The sequence below is a fragment of the Candidatus Acididesulfobacter guangdongensis genome (assembly GCA_004195045.1).
Classification (GTDB): Bacteria; SZUA-79; SZUA-79; order Acidulodesulfobacterales; family Acidulodesulfobacteraceae; genus Acididesulfobacter; species Acididesulfobacter guangdongensis.
Map to the genome: position 1 here is coordinate 244,659 of SGBC01000001.1, position 24,220 is coordinate 268,878.

At 31.6% G+C, this 24,220-nt stretch carries 23 protein-coding genes and 1 tRNA gene; 9 read left to right on the forward strand and 15 right to left on the reverse strand.

Features of this window, described 5'->3' with window-relative positions:
• Nucleotides 1-72: 72 nt before the first annotated feature.
• Together EVJ46_01175 and EVJ46_01180 are read right to left on the reverse strand one after the other, a co-directional pair.
• Nucleotides 73-498 carry a PIN domain-containing protein gene (locus EVJ46_01175; GenBank protein ID RZD16879.1) on the reverse strand — a complete coding sequence of 142 codons (426 nt, stop codon included), beginning with the start codon at nt 496-498 and terminating at the stop codon, nt 73-75.
• Entirely contained in the window at nt 495-737 is a 243-nt protein-coding gene (locus tag EVJ46_01180) for a type II toxin-antitoxin system prevent-host-death family antitoxin (protein RZD16880.1), read from the reverse strand. The genes EVJ46_01175 and EVJ46_01180 overlap by 4 nt, the downstream gene beginning before the upstream one ends.
• A 179-nt stretch (nt 738-916) precedes the next feature.
• On the opposite strand from EVJ46_01180, the gene EVJ46_01185 reads away from it, so the two are divergent.
• The 3 genes from EVJ46_01185 to EVJ46_01195 all read left to right on the forward strand — a co-directional run bounded on the left by EVJ46_01185 (nt 917) and on the right by EVJ46_01195 (nt 2,908).
• A complete protein-coding gene (locus EVJ46_01185) occupies nt 917-2,101 on the forward strand; it encodes an ATP-binding protein (protein ID RZD16881.1) in 1,185 nt (394 codons plus the stop codon).
• A 286-nt stretch (nt 2,102-2,387) separates the two neighbouring features.
• The gene (locus tag EVJ46_01190) at nt 2,388-2,636 is read left to right on the forward strand and encodes a type II toxin-antitoxin system prevent-host-death family antitoxin (GenBank protein ID RZD16882.1); all 249 of its coding nucleotides are present in this window, start codon (nt 2,388-2,390) and stop codon (nt 2,634-2,636) included.
• Nucleotides 2,636-2,908 carry a plasmid stabilization protein gene (locus EVJ46_01195; protein ID RZD16883.1) on the forward strand — a complete coding sequence of 91 codons (273 nt, stop codon included), beginning with the start codon at nt 2,636-2,638 and terminating at the stop codon, nt 2,906-2,908. Before EVJ46_01190 ends, EVJ46_01195 begins: the two co-directional genes overlap by 1 nt.
• 14 nt (nt 2,909-2,922) lie before the next feature.
• On the opposite strand, the gene EVJ46_01200 is transcribed toward EVJ46_01195, so the two are convergent.
• Nucleotides 2,923-3,171, reverse strand: a complete 249-nt coding sequence (locus EVJ46_01200; protein RZD16884.1) for a hypothetical protein — start codon at nt 3,169-3,171, stop codon at nt 2,923-2,925.
• 169 nt (nt 3,172-3,340) lie between these two features.
• Nucleotides 3,341-5,743, reverse strand: coding sequence for a hypothetical protein (locus tag EVJ46_01205; GenBank protein ID RZD16885.1), 2,403 nt, complete (start codon nt 5,741-5,743; stop codon nt 3,341-3,343).
• Nucleotides 5,744-5,762: 19 nt separating this feature from the next.
• Between EVJ46_01205 and EVJ46_01210 the strand changes: the two genes are divergently transcribed.
• Complete coding sequence (locus EVJ46_01210) at nt 5,763-5,948, forward strand: hypothetical protein (protein RZD16886.1); 186 nt, start codon at nt 5,763-5,765, stop codon at nt 5,946-5,948.
• Here the strand turns inward: EVJ46_01210 and rfbA are convergent.
• From rfbA to EVJ46_01230, 4 genes are all read right to left on the reverse strand, one after another.
• The gene (rfbA, locus tag EVJ46_01215; protein ID RZD16887.1) at nt 5,940-6,821 is read right to left on the reverse strand and encodes a glucose-1-phosphate thymidylyltransferase; all 882 of its coding nucleotides are present in this window, start codon (nt 6,819-6,821) and stop codon (nt 5,940-5,942) included. The genes EVJ46_01210 and rfbA overlap by 9 nt on opposite strands.
• Before the next feature lie 136 nt (nt 6,822-6,957).
• Nucleotides 6,958-7,311: a hypothetical protein gene (locus tag EVJ46_01220; protein RZD16888.1), complete on the reverse strand. Its 354-nt coding sequence runs from the start codon at nt 7,309-7,311 to the stop codon at nt 6,958-6,960.
• Between the two features lie 386 nt (nt 7,312-7,697).
• Nucleotides 7,698-7,785: transfer RNA gene (locus EVJ46_01225), tRNA-Ser, on the reverse strand.
• Nucleotides 7,786-8,045: 260 nt separating this feature from the next.
• Complete coding sequence (locus EVJ46_01230; protein ID RZD16889.1) at nt 8,046-9,707, reverse strand: coproporphyrinogen III oxidase family protein; 1,662 nt, start codon at nt 9,705-9,707, stop codon at nt 8,046-8,048.
• 207 nt (nt 9,708-9,914) lie between these two features.
• Between EVJ46_01230 and EVJ46_01235 the strand changes: the two genes are divergently transcribed.
• The 4 genes from EVJ46_01235 to EVJ46_01250 all read left to right on the forward strand — a co-directional run bounded on the left by EVJ46_01235 (nt 9,915) and on the right by EVJ46_01250 (nt 14,215).
• Complete coding sequence (locus tag EVJ46_01235; GenBank protein RZD16890.1) at nt 9,915-11,363, forward strand: glycosyltransferase family 1 protein; 1,449 nt, start codon at nt 9,915-9,917, stop codon at nt 11,361-11,363.
• Between the two features lie 232 nt (nt 11,364-11,595).
• The gene (locus tag EVJ46_01240; GenBank protein RZD16891.1) at nt 11,596-12,354 is read left to right on the forward strand and encodes a hypothetical protein; all 759 of its coding nucleotides are present in this window, start codon (nt 11,596-11,598) and stop codon (nt 12,352-12,354) included.
• Nucleotides 12,355-12,386: 32 nt separating this feature from the next.
• Nucleotides 12,387-13,166: an ABC transporter ATP-binding protein gene (locus tag EVJ46_01245; GenBank protein RZD16892.1), complete on the forward strand. Its 780-nt coding sequence runs from the start codon at nt 12,387-12,389 to the stop codon at nt 13,164-13,166.
• Between the two features lie 203 nt (nt 13,167-13,369).
• The gene (locus EVJ46_01250) at nt 13,370-14,215 is read left to right on the forward strand and encodes a hypothetical protein (protein ID RZD16893.1); all 846 of its coding nucleotides are present in this window, start codon (nt 13,370-13,372) and stop codon (nt 14,213-14,215) included.
• Nucleotides 14,216-14,317: 102 nt separating this feature from the next.
• On the opposite strand, the gene EVJ46_01255 is transcribed toward EVJ46_01250, so the two are convergent.
• From EVJ46_01255 to EVJ46_01265, 3 genes are all read right to left on the reverse strand, one after another.
• Complete coding sequence (locus EVJ46_01255; GenBank protein RZD16894.1) at nt 14,318-16,444, reverse strand: DUF3857 domain-containing protein; 2,127 nt, start codon at nt 16,442-16,444, stop codon at nt 14,318-14,320.
• Nucleotides 16,445-16,572: 128 nt separating this feature from the next.
• The gene (locus EVJ46_01260) at nt 16,573-17,724 is read right to left on the reverse strand and encodes a TIGR02757 family protein (protein RZD16895.1); all 1,152 of its coding nucleotides are present in this window, start codon (nt 17,722-17,724) and stop codon (nt 16,573-16,575) included.
• A 167-nt stretch (nt 17,725-17,891) separates the two neighbouring features.
• The gene (locus tag EVJ46_01265; protein RZD16896.1) at nt 17,892-19,118 is read right to left on the reverse strand and encodes an FprA family A-type flavoprotein; all 1,227 of its coding nucleotides are present in this window, start codon (nt 19,116-19,118) and stop codon (nt 17,892-17,894) included.
• Nucleotides 19,119-19,620: 502 nt separating this feature from the next.
• Here EVJ46_01265 and EVJ46_01270 point away from each other — a divergent pair.
• On the forward strand, nt 19,621-20,247 hold the full coding sequence (locus EVJ46_01270) for a MarC family protein (protein ID RZD16897.1): 627 nt from the start codon (nt 19,621-19,623) through the stop codon (nt 20,245-20,247).
• 140 nt (nt 20,248-20,387) lie between these two features.
• On the opposite strand, the gene ychF is transcribed toward EVJ46_01270, so the two are convergent.
• The 4 genes from ychF to EVJ46_01290 form a co-directional block, all read right to left on the reverse strand.
• Nucleotides 20,388-21,491, reverse strand: a complete 1,104-nt coding sequence (gene ychF / locus EVJ46_01275) for a redox-regulated ATPase YchF (GenBank protein RZD16898.1) — start codon at nt 21,489-21,491, stop codon at nt 20,388-20,390.
• Nucleotides 21,492-21,495: 4 nt separating this feature from the next.
• Nucleotides 21,496-22,152 carry a peptidyl-tRNA hydrolase gene (locus EVJ46_01280; GenBank protein ID RZD16899.1) on the reverse strand — a complete coding sequence of 219 codons (657 nt, stop codon included), beginning with the start codon at nt 22,150-22,152 and terminating at the stop codon, nt 21,496-21,498.
• A gap of 205 nt (nt 22,153-22,357) precedes the next feature.
• Nucleotides 22,358-23,005: a 50S ribosomal protein L25 gene (locus EVJ46_01285; GenBank protein RZD16900.1), complete on the reverse strand. Its 648-nt coding sequence runs from the start codon at nt 23,003-23,005 to the stop codon at nt 22,358-22,360.
• Nucleotides 23,006-23,223: 218 nt separating this feature from the next.
• Nucleotides 23,224-24,171 (reverse strand): ribose-phosphate pyrophosphokinase, encoded by a 948-nt coding sequence (locus EVJ46_01290; GenBank protein ID RZD16901.1) that lies wholly within the window; start codon nt 24,169-24,171, stop codon nt 23,224-23,226.
• Between the last annotated feature and the right edge of the window lie 49 nt (nt 24,172-24,220).

Here is a 24,220-nt window from a genome sequence, read left to right on the forward strand (position 1 = left end):
GACTTTTCCTCTTTAGCAGCCTGATATAGTGTCTTGCCGTAACTGAGTTTTTCAATAAAACAATAGCATCTTCTATGCCGATTTATAAATTTCGGTTCCGGATTTTTTCACGGCTTTAATTAAATCTTCGTCTAATGTGGCTAAAGGAATATTTCTGCGCAAAGCTAATTCCAAGTAGGAAGCATCATAGGCGGATAGCCCGTAACGTCTGGCTAAATTCAAAATATCGTTTAATGAGTATAAATAAGTCTGCATATCCGGCTGTATATCAAGGTTGTTAAGCATTTGAATAAATAAGGTACTTCTTGACTCCGCTATTAAGCCTTTTGCTTCGGCTTTAGCAATAACATTAGAAACTTCAAGTCCCCATATTGCCGGCACCGATGCCTCAGCTTCTTTCATTGTTTCAAGAACGGCAATAGCATAATCTAAATCTTCCTTTTTTTCGTCTCCGAAAAGCCATCTCATAGTTATAGAATTATCGAGGACAAATTTCATGCCCTGCCCTCGGAAATAAGGTCTTTTATGTTAATGCCTTGCACCGAATTTTCTAACATAAGTGCTTTAATTTGTTCGATGGCTAGGTCTTTATTTTTTTTATCGAAATTTAAAATCGGTATAAGTTCGGCAATATCTTCTCCTCTGTTTGTTATTGTATAAGACTGTCCTGATTTTACTCTGCGCAGTATTTCCGGAAGTTTAGTCTTTGCTTCGTACGAACCTACTTTAATTTTCATAATGGCAATACCTCTTAATACAATTAAATTATATATAGACCATTATATAGACCGGTCTGTACAATGTCAAGAATTAAAAATTAGTTGGTTGCAGTCAACAAATTTGATATAATTTTGTATAGGTAGAAGTACGATTCAAATTAAAAAAATTAAATATAAATAAACAGAACAAATAATCAATGTTAGATTACCTTAAAGAACTATTTATAACTCTTTTATCCAATTTTAATATTCAATATAAAAGGTATTTGTTCGATTTAGTAAATTTTAACGACAAATTAATAGGAGTATTAGGACCTAGAGGCGCTGGAAAAACAACATTTTTACTCCAATATTTAAAAGACCTTGATCTGCCGTTAGATAAAAAGTTATATTTCAGTGCAGACAGTATAGAGGTCAGTGACGCCACTTTATTTGAAATTGCAAATGACTTTGCAAAAAACGACGGAGCGGTTTTAGTCATAGACGAAATACACAAATATCCTAATTTCGAAAAAGATTTAAAGCAAATTTATGATTTTTTGCCCATAAAAGTTATCTTTTCTGGATCATCTGCCGTTACTCTTGAAAATTCTAAAAGCGATCTAAGCAGAAGGGCAGTTTTATATAGAATAAACGGACTATCTTTTAGGGAATTTTTAGAATTAAAAACAAAAAATAAGTATAAACCATATAAAATAGAAGAAATTTTACATAATCATACAGAAATTGCTTATGAAATCTTACGTGAAATAAGGCCTCTGAAATTATTTAAGGAGTATTTGCAGAAAGGTTTCTACCCGTTTTATTTCGAAAATCCGGATACTTATTTTAAGAAATTAGAAGAAACGATAAATGTAGTAATAGAAACAGATTTGCCTTTCATATTCGGAATCGACATAAAAAATACGATAAAACTTAAAAAACTTGTGAAGCTTATTTGTCAGTCCGAACCTTTTGAAATAAATATAACAAAACTTGCCCAAAAAATGGAAATTGACAGAGCCACGTTATATCAATATATAAGTTATTTAAACAAGGGAAATATTTTTAATATATTAAAATCAAAAACAAGGGGCGATTCTATTTTTGTAAAACCTGAAAAAATATACCTGCATAATACCAATCTTAACTATTGCTATTGTGAAGAGCAAAAGATAGGCAATATAAGAGAAACCTTCATCATATCCCAGCTTATATATTTTCATGACATAGAGTATCCTAAAAAAGGCGATTTGATATTAGATAAAAAATATATATTCGAAATAGGCGGCAAAAATAAAGATTTTTCGCAAATAAAAGATGGCGGCTATCTAATATTAGACGACATCGAAATCGGGAGTAAAAGAAAGATTCCGATTTGGCTGTTCGGTTTTTTGTATTGAAACTCTTTTAAATAAAGGATTCAGATTTATTTAAAATAAAATAAAGAAAATAAAGGCAAATAAAGAAAATAAAGGGGTCTAAATAAAGGGGTCAGATTTATTTAATCTCTTACTCTTTACTGCATTTACAGGTTATTTGAATAAAAATAAAGAATAATTGAATCCGACACCTTTATTTTTGACACCTTTATTTTTCCAAGGATTAAATATCTATTTTTATATTGATAAAATTATTTTAATATCTTATAATACTATTAATAGTACTATTAAACAGGAGATTAAAATTATGATTATAAGCGCTAACGATATAAAAACAAAAGGTCTATCAAATATTGAAAAGATAATAGAAGACGGAGATGAAGTTTTTATATCTAAAAGAGGGAAAACAAAATTTGTATTGCTTTCATTAAAAGAATATGAAAGATTAAAAGAAGCCGATATTTTTAAGGCTATAATAGATGCGGAAACCGATTATAAAAACGGAAAATTTATAACCGAAAGTTCTGAAGAACATTTTAAAAGGCTCGGTATCTGATGTTTAAATTAATTTTCACGGAAAGTTATTTTAAAAAAGAAAAAACTTTTTTAAGAAAGCATGATGAATTAACAGATAAATATAAAAATATTTTAAAATTATTAGAACTTAATCCGAAACATCCATCCTTGAAACTTCACAAATTGCAGGGAAAATTTCAAGATAACTACGCTGTATCTCTAACGTATTCTTACCGAATACTTTTATCTTTTGCCGTGGTTGAAAATAAAATAATACTAATAGATATCGGAAGCCATGGGGATGTTTATTAAAATTAACGCCTTCCCTATATGTTAATTGTTTTATGCTGAAAATTTACACTTTCAAGAATTCTTATTGCAGAATTTTTAAATCTAATTCTTTCATCAGGGTCGTCAAACGTATAATATTTAAAGGATTTACCTATAGTTTTCGGAATAATATTTCTGCAAAGAGTGGTTTTGCCGGTTTGCCTTGCTCCGGTTATTGCAATAACGCGTCTTTGTTTAAATTTTGATATAATTTTATCGGTAATTGACCTTTCTATGTAATCCATAAAAACATTGTATCAACCATATTGCAAAATTACAAGGTATTTCTATTAATATAATGCAATAATCCGATTTATTCTATTAAATCAATTCTTTTTCGTTTTGTTAATTTTGGTAATTTAAATTGATTGCCAAAAGCCGTCTATGGATAAAAATAACGGTCAAAAATAGTGGTCAAAAATAACCCAAGTCCCGCAATTTATCCATTACAGCCTCTTTTTCTTTTGAGCGCCCTGCCCTTTCCGCTTCGTCCGCTGATTTTGCCTTATGCGTACACGGCATACAGTCAATTGACCTGTACCCTTGTTCATAAAGACTGCAATAAGGCAGATTATACAATTTTATATAATCCCAAATATCGTTTTCGGTAAAATGCAATATAGGATGTATCCTGTAATGGTGCGGATGCTCTCTTTTAGAAAAATAAATTTCGCCGGCACGGGATTCCTGCTCATCTTTTCTAATGCCCGTCATTAAACCTTTCAAACCCAATTCCTTTATGGCATTTTTCAGAGGAACGGTTTTCAGCAGATTGCAGCATACTTGCCTGTCTGCTGCAATAGTTACAGTTCTTAAGGCTTCTTTATTAGAATAAACATTCAAATCAAAATTCCAGTCTTTTTTTAATTTATTCATAAACTCTACAATCTCGGGAAATTCGCAGCTGGTATCGACAGTTATTATTTTAAAAGGAATTACTCCGTTATAAGCCCTTCTGACTAAATCAAGCAATACGGTTGAGTCCTTTCCGCCGGTGAACGCAATGCCGATTTTATCTCCGTATCTGTTATGTGCTTCCTTGATAATTTCAGTGCTGAATAGAATTTTTGATTTAAGCAGTTCAATTTTCTTTTTATTATTTATTATATTAATATCATTATTATCATCATTAATGCTGTCTTTATTGCTATCTTTGCCTTGACCGTTGCTATTGCTATTACCGCTGCCGCGTCCGCCCGTGTTCCCCTGTCTTGAGGAAACATTGCCGCTCCTATTGCCGTTACTGCCGTCACTTTTATCCTTTTTATCCTTCACTTTTGTTGAACTATTGTCAAAATATGTAAAAACATCGGCAGTATCAACAGATTTGCTTTTTAATTCATTTAAAAATTTTAGATTTTCATTAACATCCGCCAAATTCATATTTGCAAAAACAAGCGGTTTTTCTTCGAACGGGTCAATCGCTAAATCGTAATAATAATTTAACGGTCTGTTATAATCGACTGACCCCATAACAGTTTTGTAAACATCCGCTCTTGAACCTGCTTTTGTCTTCAGAAGATTTAAAAAATATAAATATTCGGCTTTGACTATCCGTTTTCTCAATACAAAACTGAAGAGCCATATAATATAATCTTCATTGCTGATACTCAAATTTTCTATCATTTTCTGCACTTCTTCCTTCGTCATTCTTTCAGGCATAAAAATATATTTTTTATCTTTAGTTCTTATTGCCTGCTGAGCCAGAAAATATTTATCTCTAATTGAAGCGCCCTGTTTGTTTCTGTCAAATTCATTGGACGCAAACTGCATGACTTCGTTATACATATTCTGAATGAAATATTCGGAATAGCAGCTTTGCCTTTCCTCGAACAGCAGCACTCCGTCTATTTCTGCATTTTTTGATATTGCCTCATCGCTAAAATTTTTATTTTTATCTAATTCCGACAAAGAAATCAATGAAGGATAAATATCGGTTATAGAAACAAGTTTATCATATGTTTTATTTTCTATTCCGGGCGCATGAAAAATCAGAGGAACGTGAATTACTTCATCGAACAATTCACCCATATGCCCAAACACCGGCTTATCGATAAGCGATATCCTGCCTTCTCCGTGATCTGAAAAAATAGCGTATATATTATCTTCGTTAAAATAATTTAATTCTTTCAATGAATCATAAATTAATTTAAATCTCCCTGCGTCAAATTTGTTTACGCCGTAAATATACGGCGGCAGCATAAAACTCTGACCGAAATGCGTTGCGGTACTGAAACTGTTCCATAGAGCGTACGGGTCGTTTTTAGGCATCTGTATATTATACAGATTTGACATATTTTTCATAAATTCAAAATAGTCGTCGTTATAGTGCATATCAGGAGGACATTCTGAAAAAATATAAGGCTCATGTATATCGAATACATGAATAAACGCAAAAACTTTCTCCTCTTTAAAGCTGTCCAAAAGTTTTATAAATTCGGTAAAATTTTTATCAAAAACATAATCAAAGCCTTTCGTCATGCCCATAGGACCGAAAAGCCCGAATACATCGGAATAAAAAACAGTTTTGTATCCGTTGTTTTTATATATTTCGGCAATAGTCAGGCATTCATCGTTTAATCTCTTATAAAAAAAGGGTCTGATGCCGTGTTTTGGCGGGTAGAGTCCGGTAAATAAAGAAGCATGAGCCGGCGGCGTATAGCTGCATGTCGAAAAACAGTTGGTAAAAACAGCTGAATTTGATGCAGCTTCGTCTAAGTTGCGCGTATCGACAAGTTTATCATAGTAATAATGTTTTAAATGAGCTTTATCGCTTACATAGCCGACGCAATCATATCTGAGGTTATCTATCGACATTAGCAAAACTTTATTATTATTGCCATTATTACCATTATTGCTATTACTGATATTATTGCTATTACTGATATTACTGATATTACTGATATTACTGATATTGCTGATATTACAGCTATTGCTGCTATTACTGATATTACTGCCATTACTATTAAAAGTTTTGCGGCTGTTTAAATTATTATCGTCCATGATCTTTACCTTAAGCTAAATCTTTTATAATTTTCAGCAGATATTTTCCATAATTTCCCTTACTATAGGTATCTGCCGCCTTTTTTAAACCTTTAATATCTATATAACCCATTCTATACGCTATTTCTTCTATACATCCTATTTTAAGACCCTGTCTTTTTTCCATCATCGCTATAAATTCCGACGCGTCAAGGAGACTTTCAGGAGTACCGGTGTCCAACCATGCATGACCGCGGCCGAGCTGAAAAGCTTTCAATTTTTTATTTTTCAGGTAAACATTGTTTACGTCGGTTATTTCGAGTTCGCCCCGTTTAGACGGTTTAATATTTTTAGCGATTTCTACTACGCTGTTATCGTAGAAATAAATCCCTGTAACTGCATAATTAGATTTTGGTTCTTGAGGTTTTTCTTCAATGGATGTAACGAAACCGTCTTCGTCTAATTCTATAACGCCGTACCTTTGCGGGTCTTCGACATAGTATGTGAATATCGCGCCGCCTTTTTCATTCTGAACAGTTTTCTTTGCTTTATCAAAAAGCGCCGGCAATCCGTGTCCGTAAAATATATTGTCTCCTAATATAAGACAGACGTCGTCGTTTCCTATAAACTCCTCGCCTATTATAAAAGCCTGGGCAAGACCTCCCGGTTCAGGCTGCTCTTTATAAGAAATGTTTAAGCCTACAGAGGCTCCGTCATTAAATATTGTTTTAAATTTAGGCACATCTTCAGGATTGGATATAACGAGTATATCTGTAATGCCGGAAAGCATAAGAGAAGATAACGGATAATAAATCATAGGTTTATCGTATACAGGAAGAAGCTGTTTGCATACGCTTAAAGTAATAGGATAAAGCCGTGTGCCGCTTCCTCCCGCAAGAATAATACCCTTCATCCGCTAAAGATAATTCTAAAGATAATTAGTAAATTATTGATTAGTGATTAACTATTTGGTTTATCATTATAACTATACAACATACAACTTAACGCTAACTATCCATCAAAAAATAAATTAAATCAAATTCTTAAATTTATATAATCTTATTAACAAAATTACCTGTTGCTGCAGCCGCATTTGGAAACTTAGCCTGATTGTTGTATCTATCGTTATTATTGGCATTATTAGCGCCGTTTGCAGCTTTAGCCGCATTTTGATTTGCATTGTTATTTATGCCTGCCAGCGATACTTTCAATGCGTTAATTAAACCGTTATTTAACGTTTTTTCAGTTTTAAGCGCTGCTGCGACGATAGTATCGCCTGCGTTATTAGCGCCGTTATTTGCAGCATCGGCATTCTGAGCCTTGTTATTCACGGCCGCGCCTGCCTGATTCGCCTGAAATAGATTATCGTTCTGTTGTTGAACCGCACCGATTGCCTGTGTCATAATAAACACCTCCTGCTATATATAATTACCGTTTAATATCAACTGCATCGATAAAATATACCGATGCAAGCTGCTTTAAATTATCATCCGATTCTGTTGCCGCCTAAATCTAACATCTATTATTTGTATTATAACACTTTCATTTATATTATAACACTTTTTTTACTAATATCAATAAAAGCAGTAAATATTTTAAATAAAATTTAACTTATCGTCTGTTTTTCGTCTGTTTTATTATATTTATTATAGCGGTTTTTTGTTAATATCAACAAAGCGGCAAGTATTTTAAATACATCTTAATATAATTTAGCTGTACTATGTTATGTCCTAGTGAATATAGAATGCACCGATTATCCCGCTAATTTATCATTTATATACATATTTAATGGCGGAGAGGGAGGGATTCGAACCCCCGGATGTTTAACCATCAACGGTTTTCAAGACCGCCGCCTTCAACCGCTCGGCCACCTCTCCGTAAAAAATCAAATAGAGCACATTAACACAAAATATATCAGATAGTTATATAAAATATGCCGGATAATTATAGCAAATTTTATACATAAACATAGGCGGCTAATATTAATTAATTCTAATTATGGTATTGTATCATAAATTTATTTAAAAAAAAATATACGATTTTCTACCTATAATGAAATTTATAATTATAAAGTCTTTAAAGCAAAAAATATACGATTTTCAATAAGAAAATTTATAATACCAAAATAATAAATTTTTTAAAGCAAAATTTTGGAAAAAATTTCTGAAGATACAAGCATGCCTTTTAACGTTAATCTCAAATAATGCCGCATATGCAGCCTATCTCCGGTTGCGTATATTTCTGCAAATCCTGCTTTTATAAGTTCGTCTATTATCTTTCTGTCTGCATACTTATATATAATTTTGACATTTATACCTTTGTACGTTCTTAATGATAAAAAAAATTTTTCATTAATTATATTTTTTTTCGTTAAAATTTCCTCGTCGGTCTTGAACTCTTCAATTTTATATTTTATTAATTTATTTTTTTTGTTTTCTGATTGCAGTATTTTTTTTTCAAAATTTGAAATTTTATTGATATATTCAATCAGATTCGGTTTGTTTGTTATTCTGATTTCTAATTTTTTAATATCTCTGTTATTACTGCGATAATAATAATTATTATTATCCATATCGCCTCTATTATCGTCAATATTACGGCTGCTGCTGTTATTATCGGCATTATTATGTACGGAACAATTTACCGTCTGTTTTATAAATGAAGAGGCTGCAGGTCCCAACCCTATATATTCGCCTCTTTCCCAGTAATTTATGTTGTGTTTGCTTTCAAATCCGTTTAATGCAAAATTAGAAATTTCATAATGTTTATATCCGCTACTGCTAAATTCTTCCGAGGCTGTTATATAAAAATCAGCCAGCTCGTCTTCTTTTCTTTCTTTGTATTCATTATGTTCATTTTCATTATATTCATTTTTGCTATGTTCATATTTATTATGTTCATTTTCATTATGTTCATTTTTACTATATTCATTTTTACTATGTTCATATTTATTACGTTCATTTCCATTATGTTCATTTTCATTATTTTCGCGGTTTTCTTCAGACCGCATACGTAATTTTTTTAAATTTTTATAAAATTTAGAACCTTTTTCTATGCTTAAAATGTACGCCGATATGTGTTCCGGTCGGATAGATATTAAATAATCTATATCTTTCTGCAAAATTTCTGCCGTTTGACCCGGAAGTCCAAGCATTAAATCAAGCGATATATTATTAAAACCGCATTTTCTTGAGTCGTTCACGCAACGCAAAATATCGTCTGACGAATGCAGCCTGCCTGCTATTTTTAAAACATTATCGTTGAAACTTTGCGCCCCTATAGACAAACGGTTTATGCCTAAACTGCGCAAACTTTTTAATTTATCGAGGACGGCGCTTTCAGGATTTACTTCTACGGTAATTTCAGGATTATCGGAGACTGCAAATGTTTTATAAATATTATTAATTATTTCGTCAAAAAAATTAATATTCATAACGGACGGCGTACCTCCGCCGAAATAAATAGTTTTAACAATTCTGCTATGCGTGAAGTTGTTGTTTAAATTATATTTTTCCGATATAATTTTTAATTCTTTTATTAAAGATTGTAAGTATATGTCATGTATATTATTATAACTATTATAATGGATATTATCTGGGCTATTATCAGGACTATTATCATGACCATGATGATGATAATAATTATGGCTGCGGTTAGGGCTGCGATGCGTATTATATATTTTCTGCAATTCAGCGCCGTTAATATTTTCTGGATTTATTGAATAAAAATTGCAATAATTACACTTAGACTTGCAAAACGGCGTATGAATATAAATAGATAAATTATTATTATTTTTCATGTCTGTGTTTATTTTTATATTAATTTTTATCCATATCGATTTAATTTATTTTTATTTATATTGATATAAATTTATATTAATTTTATTTATTTTTATTTTTTATTTATGTACTAATTTTCATATATTGATTTTAAAGGAAAAGGTGTCTGACACCTTTTCCGGACATCTTTTCCGATATATAACACTAAAACCGTTAAACGCTATCACATGAAACAGGAAAAACAGATAAAAACTATAAATATACTGCATATTGACAGTTATGACAAATACGGCGGAGCGCAGAAGAGCACTGTAAATACCTTAAAGGCAATAAAATTAACGCTGGAATTATCACGGCAGAATTCAAATTTAAATTCGGCTGCATATAGAAATAACCCCTATTTGACGAAAGAAACCGATTTGTATAATAATTGCGGCGGCAGCACAAAACACAACGGCTGCGCCCGCAGTCAAAATTCAAAATATAATTTTAATTTCTATGTAATACATAATAATAATAAAATTTATGAAGAAGAACTTAATAATCTTAATATTCCAAACTTTTCAATAAAAATGAAAAATTTCGGCGATATCGCCGCAATTATAAAGATATCAAAATTTTTAATAAAATATAAAATAAATATAGTTATTTTTCATTCATCAAGGGACCATATGCTAGGCGGCATAGCATGTTTTTTATCCGGCAGAAAAATAATAAAAATTTTAACAAGACACGTTGCCTATAATGTAAGCTTTTTAAAAGGTTTTCTGATATATCATCTTTTAACTGACCATTATATCGCAATTTCAAAATATATTAAAAATATTTTAATTGACGATCTAAAAATAAATCAGGACAAGATAACCGTCATATACGATATCAGATTTGCAGATGATATAGCAGATACCGCAAATACCGCAGCTATTAATGCCGGTAAATATGCAGATAAAGATATGGATAGAGATAAAATTAAATATGCTGATAAAGATATAAATATGGAAATGGGTATGGATAAGTATAGAGACAAAACAGATACGGTCGGTATTTGTACTGATAAATATAGCGATAAAACAGATGAAATAAAAAATCATGTAAAAAAAGAATTAAATATTCCTAAAGAAATGAAAATTGTTTCAATTATAGGAAGACTATCAAATGAAAAAGGACACATGACTTTTTTAAATGCGGCAAGATTTATAATCAAAAAAAGAAAAGATATAAAATTTATGATTGTCGGCGACGGCGATTTATTTAATGATATTGAAGAATTTATAACGGATAACAAATTAAGCGATTATATTATAATGACCGGATTTAAAAAAAATGTTGAACGGTATATTGAAGCCAGCGACTTGATTATAGTCCCTTCGGGATTAGAAGGATTGGGCGGAATTATAGTAGAATCTTGCATGCGTAAAAAAGCTGTTATAGCTTCAAACGTAGGAGGAATTCCTGAAATCATAGATAACAGATTAACCGGCATCCTGTTTGAAAAAGATAATTTTCAAGAGCTTGCCGATAAAATCCTTAATGTTATAGACGATAAAAAGATGCTTAATAAACTTGGCAATAATTGCTACAAAAAAATAATAGACGAATTTAATCCTTATAGGCTTGCAGAAGAAAATATCGGCCTTTATCTCAGGCTGTTAAAACTCGAAACTTTTAATAGATAGTGGACTGCTCCTGCTTTAAAGGGGTACGCCTTAAAGATGCATTAAAAAAACAGAGTATGTCTCAAAAAGTATTTGATTTTTGATGCATTTATAATTATAATATATAATATATTTTATGCAAAACATAGTAAAACAATGTGCTATTTTTTACCGTAAATTGCCGCAAAGTCCCTTGCTTTAGATATGGTAGGGGTATGTCAATATCGGCACTAATAAAAAAAATAAGTTAATTATGAAAAGTTATTTTTATCTTTTAAAAAAATCGATGCTTTTATTATTTTCATTATTTCTTGTCTATACTATTTTCTTTTCTTTTTCAAAAATTAATTACGCTCAAAAACAGGCAAATAATAAATTGCTGACTTTTCTTAAATATTCGTCCATAAAACCGGAATTCATAAAATTTGTAGATTTAAATTTTAATACATTATTTTCAGACTATTTCTGGACATTATTTGTTCAGGAAGCAAGTTCGGATAAATTAGCATATATGCATTATCCGTATATGTATAAAATTTCGTTAATAACCGTAAAGCTTAATAAAAGATTTAATTATGCATATCAGGCATCAGGGACTCTTCTCGGACTTGCAGGAAAGCCGAAAAGAGCAATTAAAATACTGAAATTGGGACTCAGGCACATGGGAACAAACTGGAACATTCCGTTTCTGATTTCATTTAATTATTTTTATAATCTTGGAAATTATGCTAAAGCCGCGCATTATCTTAAATTTGCGGTTAATACAAAAGGAAGTCCTAAATATCTTGAATTTTTATATATAAAACTTCTCAATAATTCACAAAATTTCAATAAAGCAAAATTATTTCTTGAAACAATGTATAAAAATAATAAAAATCCATTAATAAGGCATATTATAAAAGTCAGGATAGACGCAATTAACAGGGAAATTTATTTAAAATCAAAAAAAATAAAATACAAGATACCTTACAGTTTAAAATTATTCCTGCCGAAAAAGGCATCTAATAAATAATAAATAATTTTTTATAGGGATAACTATTTCAAATGATTGAAATTAATAATATAACTAAATATTTCAGAGTGGGTTTTTTTGGAATAAAGAAAAATGCCGTAGATAACCTATCTCTTTCTATCAATAAAGGAGAGGTAACAGGTTTTTTCGGTCCGAACGGCGCCGGAAAATCTACAACCATTAAAATGATAGTCGGACTCATTAAACCGTCTTCAGGAAATATAAAAATTAACGGGTATAATTCATTAGACTTCAAATCTCGGAACAGATTAGGTTTTTTGCCGGAAAATCCGGCTTTTTCCAGAGGTCTCAGAGGGATTGATATAATAAAATATTATTCTAAGATATTAAATATCAAAAACAGAAATAACGACACGGAAAGAGTGCTGAACTTGACAGGCATATACTATGCAAGAAACACTCAGATACATAAATATTCGAAAGGCATGACGCAGCGGCTTGCTCTCGCCGTGGCTCTTTTGGGCGATCCTGAAATATTAATTTTCGACGAACCGCTTTCCGGTTTAGACCCTATCGGCAGAAAAGAGTTTAAAGATATAATATTGCACCTCAAAGAAAAAAAGAAAACTATATTTTTTTCTTCGCATATTCTTGCCGACAGCAAAGAACTCTGCGACAGAATAGCAGTGCTGGTAAACGGCAAACTGCTGAAAAATGATTCACTGTCTTCTTTAGAAAAAGAGGCAAACAATTTTTATGAAAAAATTGACGACAGCTCTAATCTCGAATATAAAAACCCTTTAGAAAACTATTTATACAGCTTAATGATTAATAACAATAACAATAAGTAAAAAACGAAGCGCAATAAACTATAAATGGACTATAAAATGCCCATAAACTATAGACTATAAACTATAAACTATAAACTATTTAATTCTATATAATCTAAAACTATAAATAATCTAACAATATAAAAATTGCATACAAGACTATAAACTGCATATAAACTAAAAACTATAAACTAAACCTATAATTTTACACACTTTCAAAAAATATGAAAAAAATAATCTATTCGGCATTCTATTCTTTTAATGAAATTAAAAATTCAAAGATATTCTATTCTTTTTTAATTTTTGCTCTAATTCTGATTTCAGGCAGTTATTTTGTTTCGCAGACAAGTTTTATAGACCAGGGCAGGATTATGGTTGATTTTTCAATATTTGCAATCTCAATATTCAATATTTTTATCGGTATTTTTATCGGTTCGTCTATTATTTATGATGATATCGAAAAAAAGAGCATATTCTTAAATTTGACTAAACCTATAAAGCGGAGTTATTATCTAGGAGGCAGGATATTAGGGCTTATATTGGCTATAATTATGTCAACTTTTATTATGACGATTATTTTTTATGCAGTCCTGCTGATTATGAGGAAATATGTCTCACCTGTATATTTTGGCAGTATTAGTTTAGAAATTATGCCGCAGTCTATATTTGTTCAGAGTTTTTTTATAATCATAGAGTCAAGTTTTATTGCAATAATAGCTATTTTATTTTCATTAATTACTTCTAAGGCTCTTGCCTCAATATTCACAATAATAATCTTATTTATTGGGGAAGTTTCAAGCAGGTTAAATGCTTTGGTTAAGCCGCTCAAGATAATAACAGACGGTAAATTAAAAATTGAAAACCATGCAAGTCCGATAACTATTTTTATTGTACATCTTTTATATACTGTTTTGCCGAATTTTTCAATTTTCAATATTTCTGCAGAGACTTCTTATAAAATAAGCATCCCCGCCGATATTATATTTTACCGTTTTATTTACGGACTATCATATTCAATCTTATTATTTATCATAGCATTAGTGATATTTAATAAAAAGGATATCACATGAAACTATCCATATAACTGAATTGCCCTGCAACATTATAAAAAAAAGGCGTCAGACACCTTTTTTTTAATCAGATATCTTTTCTCCTTTTCTTATATCTTTTCTCTAATTATACAGCCCTACATAGTAATTTTTGATATACTGCAAATATTCCCTTATTAATGACCTGTATTTACCGTAATCTTTCTGCTTAACTCTGGATGATTTAGATATAAATCCTGATGTACAGAGCAATTGCTTCTTGCCTTTATTGCCTTTGCTGTTTTCTGTAACAGAACATTTTGAAAATATTTTGCCTGCCGTATTGCTGACATCTAACACGGGCGGCATATAGAATAATCTGAATTTTGCCGGTAAATCAATAATGATTTTAGATTCGTGTTCAAACGGATAGCCTATAACGAGCGGATAAATTCTTTTATTCCGCAAAACAAGATGCATCAAAGAATTATCAATAGGCAGCGGTAAATGAAATATAAACTTGTTTCCAGAACCCTGCATATAATTTTTATCACTGAATTTTAGTGCTAAAACAATATTTTTTTTGACATTTTTGATATAAGAATATTTAAAATATTTTATATTAGCGCCGGGAATAAAAGAATATAGAAAATCCCCCGCCTTAATTAATTTTTTATAATCATTCATATTTTTCAAATCAGAACGTTCAAATTTAGCATAAACGCCTTTATATATATAAGATATTTTGCCGTCAATTTTTCCGTTTTTGTTTATCTTGCCTTTAAATATATAATTCTTTTTATTTTGAATGAAACTTTCTTCAGGCAGCGTGATCATTTTATATTTATCGCGACCTATTATTTCGAGAGCTTTTCTTCCCGCCAGCGAAAAAGGCAGATTAAATGCTTTCACCGAAGAAGAATCAGGAAAAATATAAAATGTTTTGCCTGCAATTTTTGCCGCTACTATTACAGAATCAAATTGCATAGGATTTATAATATGCCTATTGAGATTTGAGGTATTGAGCGATGTTGCAATGACAGGATACGCTTTAATGTGTTCTATTTTTAGCAGGGCAATAAATAAAACTGCCAAAGATTTTGAATCCCCGAAGCCGTCGGAAAATGTTTTTATAGCGCTGACGGGTCTGTAACCGTTTATGCCGTAGCCTAATCCCGTATATTGGAATGATTTTATAAAGTTATAATATAATTTGGATATTTTTCTTAAATCTTTATTGATTTTAACTGTATTGATTTTAGCTGCATTGATTTTAGCTGCATCTCTGTCATGGTCATGTCTATAATTTTTATATTCTGCATCTTTAATATCTTTGGTGTAGCCGGCATTCTTTTTTACGCCTCTATGATTTATATTATGCACATAGCTTACCATGTTTTTATTATATGTTTCGGCAGTATTAAACAAATCATATAGTCTTGAAGAAAGTTTTCCCCATGAGCTGAATGAAGAAATAGAAATATATTTTCTGTAATTTTGCAGGGACGGCATGTAATTTTCTTTTTTTAAAGCAGGCAAATTTGAAAATTTTAAATGTAATACCCTGTATTTTATATTTTTTACTGTTTTAAACGTACGGGTGCAATCAGATGCTGCTATATTATGCAGATAGATATTCAACCGCATATTTGCAGGATAATACACAACCAAAGACGTATTCTTAACAGGAATAGTACGGCTGAAGTTGACGGTGTCAAAAACACTGTTTTTTATTAGCGGTTTAAATGACGTAAGCTGATATGAATAATGCAATATAGCCCCTGTTTCGACCGCCGGCATAGAAATTGTAAAATATTTAATATCCGAATAAATCGGATAATTAACGGCAAAACTTGGCGATACGACATTTATTGCAAGTTTGCCCGGCGCTATTCTGAACACCTTTTTTAATATCGTATATGCGTTTATTAATTTTAGTCTCTGGTATTTTAATGAATATGGAACTACTACTTCAGAATATTTATTAATGCCTCTTTCCGATAAAATTTTAATATCTGTGCTGACATCTTCCGTCAGCTGATAACGTTTATTAATTTTTATTACTATTGTTTTATTAAGAATTTTTGCGCCGTATTTTGCGGCAGTCAGCGCAAAGACATTGCCGCTTTCAAAGAAAATGGCGCTGAATAAAATAATTAGCAAAACAAATCCGGTTATATATTTGTTATTTAATTTTTTTGTAAAAAATTTATCAAAAATAGAATTAAAACTTTTTTGTTCCAAATTTACTAACCGATTATCAATTTTCATAAATTTTCTTTTCCTGTTGTTTTATTTGATTTTGACATACGCTCATACCTAAAGGCAGAGAATAAGCTTCATTATACTTCATTTTCGGCATCAATGGCAAATACCCGTATATTCTTCTTTAACTTAGGTCAATCTAACTTGCATATACTAAAAATAGAACATTTTTCACAATTATCTTTTTTCTTGCTCTTGGTACAGAGATCAAGTATTCCCAGCCTTGTTATTGCAAAATCGTATTTTATAGGGTCAAAATAATCTAATTTTTTCAAATTTTCGGTAATCTGAAGAGCCATCTTAAAAGAAGGGTTTTTAAGATCGGTCAGTCCAATATATTTGCATATTCTTGCAATGTGTGTATCTACCGGCATTATTAACTGGGAAGGCGATATTTTGGACCATATGCCAAAATCAAGATTATCGGTGTTTCTTACCATCCATCTTAAATATAAATTAAGTCTTTTGCATGGACTATTATCAGCCGGTGATGTAAAAAAATACGAAACCATAAATTTATTGAAAAATCTCAAAGGAGCTTTTTCCGTTATATTTTCTGTTCTATCATCGGCTGAATTTTGTTTTAGCGTATGCGAACCGTATGAACCGTGAGAGCCGTATATTTTCTCATAATCGGCTAATTTTAAAGCCCTTTCGGTAAAACTTACAATAGCTTCTTTTAAATTTAAAGCATGAGGAATATATCCTTCCATAAAAAAATTTTCAATAGAACCGTACTGTTTAATAATTTCGCTTAAGATATAAAACAGCGCGACAAAATCATTCTCTTTTATAAATCTATAATAAATGCCCTTAAATTGTTTAAAACCGTCTTCTATTTTAAAATTCAGCGTAAAATCATAAAAGTTATGACCGGCTATTTTATCAATTTTATCTAATATTTTAAGTATCTGGCTGACATTCCCGAACGCAAATCCTGCAGCAATAAAACCGGCTATTTCAATATCCCGTTTTTTGTCAAATTTGTGCACAAACCCTAAGGGGTCGGAATAAAGAAACGATTCTTCGAATTTTTCATATAAATTTTCAAGACATTCCTTTATCTTAATATTATGGTCTAAATTTTCTATAGGTTTTATTTTTCCATTTTTGTATAAAAAAGTTTTACCGTTCGGCAATGTCCAGCAGTCATCGTCTTCTAACGGGTACGGAACGTTTCGCCCTCTTCCGACAAAGGTTTCGGTTCCGTCGATTATCGTGAACCAGTTAAAATTATTGTCCTGCCATAAGATTGGTCTATCTAAAACTTCATTAAAATCAGCCATTTGAAATAATTAACGCTTTATTATTTTATTAGTTTATTTTATTTAATTATTTAATTTGCTACTTATTTAATTTGCTACTCGGTTACTTATTTAATTTGTTACTCAGTTACTTATTTAATTTGTTACTCGGTTAATTTGTTAATTATTGTATTGTTTTTTTCTTGCTATTATTCTTCCGTAATTTTATAAGCGAAATCCATTCCAAATTTTTCACATTTTTCCAAATCTTCTTCAAAAGGAACCATCTGAACTTTAAGCCCTTCAAGCAAAACTTCGAATTTCAAACTTTTTAATATATCTTCTACCATTTTGACAGCTTCTCCGCTCCATCCGTAACAGCCGAACACGGCGGCTTTTTTGTTTTTAACGTTAAGCATAACTAAAGACGCTATCATATCAAAAATAGGTTTGGGAGGCTTTGCGTTAAGCGTGGGAGACCCGACTATAATGCCGTCGGAATTCTCAATTATATCCACAACATCATTAATATCGTCGTTTATGAGATTGCACAGCACTACTTCTGTTAAAGATTCTATCTGCGCGCCTTTTACCACGTGTTTTGCCATCTCTTCCGTATTTCCGTACGCCGAAGCATAGACAACGGCAATTTTTTTTATGCTTTTATCCTTTTTGGTATCTATGCTTCTATTGTAATACCAGTCTATATATTTTTGCAAATTATCTCTCAGTATCGGACCGTGCGAGGGAGCAATTATTTCAAAATCATAATTTTTTAATTTTTCTATTGCGCTGAGTGCATAATTTTTAAATGGACGCATTATATGTTCAAAATAAAATTTGAAAGCGCCAAACGCCGCCTCTTTATCGTCTATTAAATCGTTAAACATTTTCTCATCGCAATAATGCGCACCTAGAAAGTCGCAAGGCATCAAAATTTTATCTTCTTTAATATATGTAAACATAGTATCGGGCCAGTGCAGAAACGGTGCGCTCACAAATTCAAGGGTTTTACCTCCTAAATCTATAGAATCTCCATCCCCTACGGTTATATTTTTATAGTCGGTTTTTATAATATGCTGAACAAAATGATGCGCATTTTTAGAATATACCAAAGTGGCATCTTTAGCTATTTCTTTAATGCTGTGAAGAGCGCCCGAGTGGTCCGGTTCAGTGTGATTTATCACAATATAGTCTATTTTTGAAATATCGGTAATACCGCTTAATTTTTCCAGCAGCTGATCTTTAGTATTTAATTTCACGGTATCTATAAGGGCGGATTTTTCTTTGCCCTGAATAAAATATGAATTATAAGTCGTTCCATGCTTTGTGGGAACAACTATGTCAAAAACTTTCAGTTCAGGATCGAAAGCGCCTACGTAATAGACCCCTTCTTTAATTTTAATGGCTTTATTTATATTTTTCGTGTCTTCCATTTTAACCTCTGATTATATTATGTAATTATTATTTATGTATAAGTATTATGTATAAATTGTCTTAATGTGTCTATATTAAATTAACTTTATGATTAAATTAATCTTACGACTAAATTAACTATATGACTAAATTAATCTTATGACTAAATTAACTATATCACTAAATTAACTTTATGATTAAATTAATCTTATGACTAAATAAACTTTATGGTTAGTTAAATTGTTAACGATTAAATCAGCATTAACGTCAAATAAATATTTGCCGCCTGCAAATAATCGGCAATACTGTTTATTGCTTTAAATAATTTATAATTTTTATTAATTATTGTTTATAACTTCAATTTGTTATATTATATAATTTTTTGATACAAATGTAAAATAATAAAACAACATTATAAAATTTATTTATTCAATTTATCTGTCTATCTTTTAATACCGGCTTTTAACATCGGTTTTTAACGTCGGTCTTTAACGCAGCTTTTAACGGAATACGGAAGATATTATGCAAACTATTATAATAACGTCTGTCTATCACATTTTTCTTGCTTCAATACCTATTCTTGTCGCAATCGATATATTTGGAATCTTGCCTATATATATAGATTTTATCAAGGATTCTGACGACGTTGAAGAAAAGCATATACGCAAAAATTCTCTTATCACCGCGTTTACGGTCGGTTTAGGTTTTTTATTTTTAGGAAAACTTGTTTTCTTAATTATGGGTATTTCAATTTACGACTTTGAAATAGCAGGAGGAATTTTACTTTTCATAATATCCATAAAAAATCTGATATCCGAAAAAGAAGGCTTGAAAAAATCTTTAAATAATGCTGATTTAGGCGTTGTGCCTATCGGAGTTCCGTTAATAGTCGGACCCGGAGTTTTGACAACTCTTTTGATATTGGTTGGGGTTTACGGGTATGTCATTGTAACAATCGCTTTTTTTATTAATATTCTGATAGTTTACTTTGTTTTAAAAAACACGCGCATTTTAATAAAGATACTTGGAAAAAAAGGGTCAAACGCAGCAGGCAAAATAGCAGCGCTGCTTCTTGCCGCGTATGCGATAATGATGGTCAGAAAGGGTATTGCAAATACCGTACTTCATTACTTAAAAATTATTAAGTGAAATATTCCTCCCGTTTAAGCGGCGTGAATATTTTTGCTTTATTTCAAATAAAAAACCGGCGGCTGCCAATTAATATAATTACTTCAATTGCTTTAATTATTCTAATTATAACCGCTTCTAATTACTTAGACATTAAAAAATTATACATTAAATCTGAAGTGCATAATATCGCCGTCTTTAACAACATAATCTTTGCCTTCTAATCTTAAAACGCCCATCTTTGAGGCATTCGCTTCAGAACCGGCTTTGATAAAATCATCGTAAGAAATAACCTCAGCTCTGATAAAACCTTTTTCAAAGTCTGAATGTATTGTTCCTGCAGCCTGCGGAGCTTTAAAGCCGTTTTTAATTTCCCAAGCTCTAACTTCCTGTTTTCCCTGTGTAAAAAATGTAATTAACCCTAATAACTTGAAACTCTCTTTAGCAACAATGTCTAAAGCTGAGCTGTCAAGTCCGAAGTCTGACAGAAAAGCTTTTTTATCGGCGTCATCAAGCTTGGAAAGTTCTTCTTCTAATCTTGCGCATAACTTTATAACCGGTATGTTTCTTGAAGATGCTATTTTTGATATATCGTCAATTTCTTTATTTGAACTTTCAGGATGGATAAATTCTTCGTCAACGTTTAATACATATAAAAAAGGTTTTATAGATATTATTCCAAGAGATTTCAATAAATTTTTTTCTTCTTCTGAAAAATCTTCGCTATTCAGATTTCCGTTATCTGATAAGGTTTTACTGACACTTTGCAAAAAATCCAGATTCAGCTTGGCAGTTTTATCACCGCTTCTGGCAATTTTTTCAAGTTTTTGAAGGTGCTTGCCGATTATCTCAAGGTCGCTCAGAGCAAGTTCAGTATTTATTATTTCTAAATCTCTGACGGGGTCAACGCCTCCTTCAACGTGCACTACGGTTTCTTCTTTAAATACTCTTATCACCTGAATAATCAAATCCACTGTTCTTACGTGCGAAAGAAACCTGTTGCCTAATCCTTCTCCTGAGGACGCTCCTTTAACAAGCCCCGCAATATCAACAAATTCAACGTACGTAGGGGTTATTTTATCAGGTTCGACGACTATATCGGCTAACTTAAAAAGCCTTTCATCGTTCAGGGGTTTAATACCTATATTGGGGTCAATTGTACAGAACGGATAATTGCTTGATTCTGCGTTCCCTGAAGTTATTGCATTAAAAATGGTTGATTTACCTACGTTCGGTAAACCGACGATACCGCATTTTAATCCCATATTATCAATTTTTTAAAATAGAATTGAACTTATTTGCCGTTTTAGTCAATCCGTCGCTAATCAGTGAAATTAAAATATCGCTTAACATATTAAGAATATCCGGCATTTGTTTAATTTCATCTTTTAAAAATCGACCAAGTACATAATCAGCGCCGGTTTTAAATTTATTTCTCATTTCAGAATTAATGCCTAATTTCAATCTTAAGAATTCTTTGCTCTGCAGTGAACTTATTATTGAAATAATACCGTTATGAGATCCTCCGCTTCCGCCGAATTTTATCTTAATTTTGCCGTAATTTAAATCAAGGTCGTCATGAATTACTATTATTAAAGGGGCATCATCGTCGTCCGTCGATTTATTTCCATTTTCTTTTGTTCCATTTTTAAAGCAAAAAATATTATGTTTTTTTAATACTTCTTTTACGGCTGTCCCGCTCAGATTCATAAATGTTAAGGGTTTTATCAGATAAACATTTCTATTATCCGCCACCGAATCTGAAAATGTCCTGCTTGAAACGGCATAATTTTTTTTATGCGCAAAATCAGGAAAAGAATTCGATTCTGCAAAATAATCAACCGCTATAAAACCAAAATTATGGCGCGTATACTTATACTCAATTCCCGGATTCCCAAGTCCAAATATAAATATATCTGATGTCATAGTCTCCCAACAGCGATTGTGCAGTATTTAAGCTTTTATTAGCCGAATCTATTTTAAAATTCCATCTGGATTACACAATAAAACAAACATCAATAAAAAACAGTTAATGAACTTCGCTGCACTCCGTTTAGATATTTATCCGCATCGATAAATTAATGGGCTTTCATAGCGGATGTTTTCGTACAATCTGTTCGTCTATTTTGTTCTATTCTTTTTTTGACTGCGGCTGAGATTTTGCGGCAGCTGGCTGCTCTGCGGCTTTAGGCTGTTCTTCCTCAGTTTTTTGTGTTTCTTCTTCAACAGTCGGCTCGGCGACCATGACGACGGCAGTCTCAGGATCGGTTATCAGTTCAAGTCCATCTCCTATTTTTAAGTCTCCCGCATGAAGTATATCGCCTACTTGCAGCTCCGTCACATCAACATTTATGGTATATACTATATCTTTAGGGAATCCGGATATTACAATATGCCTCATTAGAGGTTCTAATATTCCGCCCATTTTAATTCCCTCGGCTTTTCCGACAAAGTTCAATGCAGCTTCTATTTCTATTTTTTCATTCATTGAAACTTCATGAAAATCAATGTGTATAACATTATCTTTAACGGGGTCTTTTTGAATTTCTTTAATTACTGCGGTTTTTCCGTTTATTTCCGGTTTATCGCTGTTAACGCTAATAAATGATGAAATAGACGTCTTGGCAAATGTTTTATAAAATTCTTTGGAATTTAACGAAATTGACACCGGACTGGAATGTTTACCATATATAATGCCGGGGATAAATCCATTTTTCCTTAAATCTTTCACATTATCTTTCTTTTGTCTTGTATCGATATTTAAATTAATTATTTCCACTTATATCTCCTTTTTACTTATTTATTTGTTATATAGTAATTATATTGCAGCTAACTTATTTTTTTATATTTTTCATTATTTTGTTTTTCATTAATTTACAGAAAAATATATTATACCAGATTTTTAAGTAATATATAATATATATAATTAACTTTAATCCTGCAATAGAAAGTTATCTACTCGGAAAAGGTGTCTGACACCTTTTCCTTACCTTTTCCTTAAAGAAAAAGAGAGCTGACCGAATCTTCGTCGTATATTCTTTTTACCGCTTCGCCCAGAAGAGTGGCTACACTCAATATTTTAATTTTTTCCGAACTTTTTAATTTATCTTTCTGGTCAATGGTATCCGTAATTACCAGCTCTTTAATAGGCGAATCGTTTATTTTATCAATGGCGCTTCCCGATAATACGCCATGCGTTGCCATCGCTATAATCTCTCTAGCGCCGTTTTCTTTCAGCGCGACGGCTCCCTGCGTGATAGTTCCCGCAGTATCTATCATATCGTCCAGCATAAGCGCTACTTTATCTTTCACGTCTCCGATAACATTCATTATTTCTGCAACATTCGCTTTGATTCTCCGTTTGTCAATTATTGCCAAGGTTGCGCCCAGATGTTTTGCAAAAGCTCTTGCCCTTTCTACTGCTCCGGCATCTGGCGCAACAACAACAAGATCAGATATATTGTATTTTTTTTCTTTTACGTATTTGACTATAATCGGCACGGCATAAAGATGGTCTACCGGAATATTAAAAAATCCCTGTATCTGTCCCGCATGCAAATCCATTGCCAGAACGCGGTTTACCCCTGCGGTAGTAATTAAATCGGCAACTAATTTGCTTGTTATAGGCACTCTTGAAGCAGTTTTTCTATCCTGCCTCGCATATCCGTAATACGGAATAACGGCTGTTATTCTTTTTGCCGACGCTCTTTTCATGGCATCTACCATTATCAAGAGTTCCATTAAATTTTTATCCACCGGCGTAGATGTTGATTGAACTATAAATATATCATTGCCCCTAACATTTTCATTGATATTTGTAAAAGTTTCTCCGTCGCTAAAGCTGTACACTTCGGCATCTCCGAGAGGAATGCAGAGATAATCCGCCATTTTTTTAGCTAATTCATAATTAGAATTACCCGTAAATAATTTTAATCTGTCCAGCATGCGATTATTCCCCTCATTTAATTAAGTGAAACAGTTATAATATAGAAAA

What these genes read in the sequence shown, in the direction of transcription:
- ychF (RZD16898.1), bottom strand. Translation starts at nt 21,491, where the DNA reads ATGGGATTAAAATGCGGTATCGTCGGTTTACCGAACGTAGGTAAATCA.
- EVJ46_01235 (RZD16890.1), top strand. Translation starts at nt 9,915, where the DNA reads ATGAAACAGGAAAAACAGATAAAAACTATAAATATACTGCATATTGAC.
- EVJ46_01260 (RZD16895.1), bottom strand. Translation starts at nt 17,724, where the DNA reads ATGGCTGATTTTAATGAAGTTTTAGATAGACCAATCTTATGGCAGGAC.
- EVJ46_01255 (RZD16894.1), bottom strand. Translation starts at nt 16,444, where the DNA reads ATGAAAATTGATAATCGGTTAGTAAATTTGGAACAAAAAAGTTTTAAT.
- EVJ46_01265 (RZD16896.1), bottom strand. Translation starts at nt 19,118, where the DNA reads ATGGAAGACACGAAAAATATAAATAAAGCCATTAAAATTAAAGAAGGG.
- EVJ46_01190 (RZD16882.1), top strand. Translation starts at nt 2,388, where the DNA reads ATGATTATAAGCGCTAACGATATAAAAACAAAAGGTCTATCAAATATT.
- EVJ46_01195 (RZD16883.1), top strand. Translation starts at nt 2,636, where the DNA reads ATGTTTAAATTAATTTTCACGGAAAGTTATTTTAAAAAAGAAAAAACT.
- EVJ46_01230 (RZD16889.1), bottom strand. Translation starts at nt 9,707, where the DNA reads ATGAAAAATAATAATAATTTATCTATTTATATTCATACGCCGTTTTGC.
- EVJ46_01175 (RZD16879.1), bottom strand. Translation starts at nt 498, where the DNA reads ATGAAATTTGTCCTCGATAATTCTATAACTATGAGATGGCTTTTCGGA.
- EVJ46_01280 (RZD16899.1), bottom strand. Translation starts at nt 22,152, where the DNA reads ATGACATCAGATATATTTATATTTGGACTTGGGAATCCGGGAATTGAG.
- EVJ46_01240 (RZD16891.1), top strand. Translation starts at nt 11,596, where the DNA reads ATGAAAAGTTATTTTTATCTTTTAAAAAAATCGATGCTTTTATTATTT.
- EVJ46_01290 (RZD16901.1), bottom strand. Translation starts at nt 24,171, where the DNA reads ATGCTGGACAGATTAAAATTATTTACGGGTAATTCTAATTATGAATTA.
- EVJ46_01205 (RZD16885.1), bottom strand. Translation starts at nt 5,743, where the DNA reads ATGTCGATAGATAACCTCAGATATGATTGCGTCGGCTATGTAAGCGAT.
- EVJ46_01270 (RZD16897.1), top strand. Translation starts at nt 19,621, where the DNA reads ATGCAAACTATTATAATAACGTCTGTCTATCACATTTTTCTTGCTTCA.
- EVJ46_01250 (RZD16893.1), top strand. Translation starts at nt 13,370, where the DNA reads ATGAAAAAAATAATCTATTCGGCATTCTATTCTTTTAATGAAATTAAA.
- EVJ46_01180 (RZD16880.1), bottom strand. Translation starts at nt 737, where the DNA reads ATGAAAATTAAAGTAGGTTCGTACGAAGCAAAGACTAAACTTCCGGAA.
- EVJ46_01200 (RZD16884.1), bottom strand. Translation starts at nt 3,171, where the DNA reads ATGGATTACATAGAAAGGTCAATTACCGATAAAATTATATCAAAATTT.
- rfbA (RZD16887.1), bottom strand. Translation starts at nt 6,821, where the DNA reads ATGAAGGGTATTATTCTTGCGGGAGGAAGCGGCACACGGCTTTATCCT.
- EVJ46_01220 (RZD16888.1), bottom strand. Translation starts at nt 7,311, where the DNA reads ATGACACAGGCAATCGGTGCGGTTCAACAACAGAACGATAATCTATTT.
- EVJ46_01185 (RZD16881.1), top strand. Translation starts at nt 917, where the DNA reads ATGTTAGATTACCTTAAAGAACTATTTATAACTCTTTTATCCAATTTT.
- EVJ46_01245 (RZD16892.1), top strand. Translation starts at nt 12,387, where the DNA reads ATGATTGAAATTAATAATATAACTAAATATTTCAGAGTGGGTTTTTTT.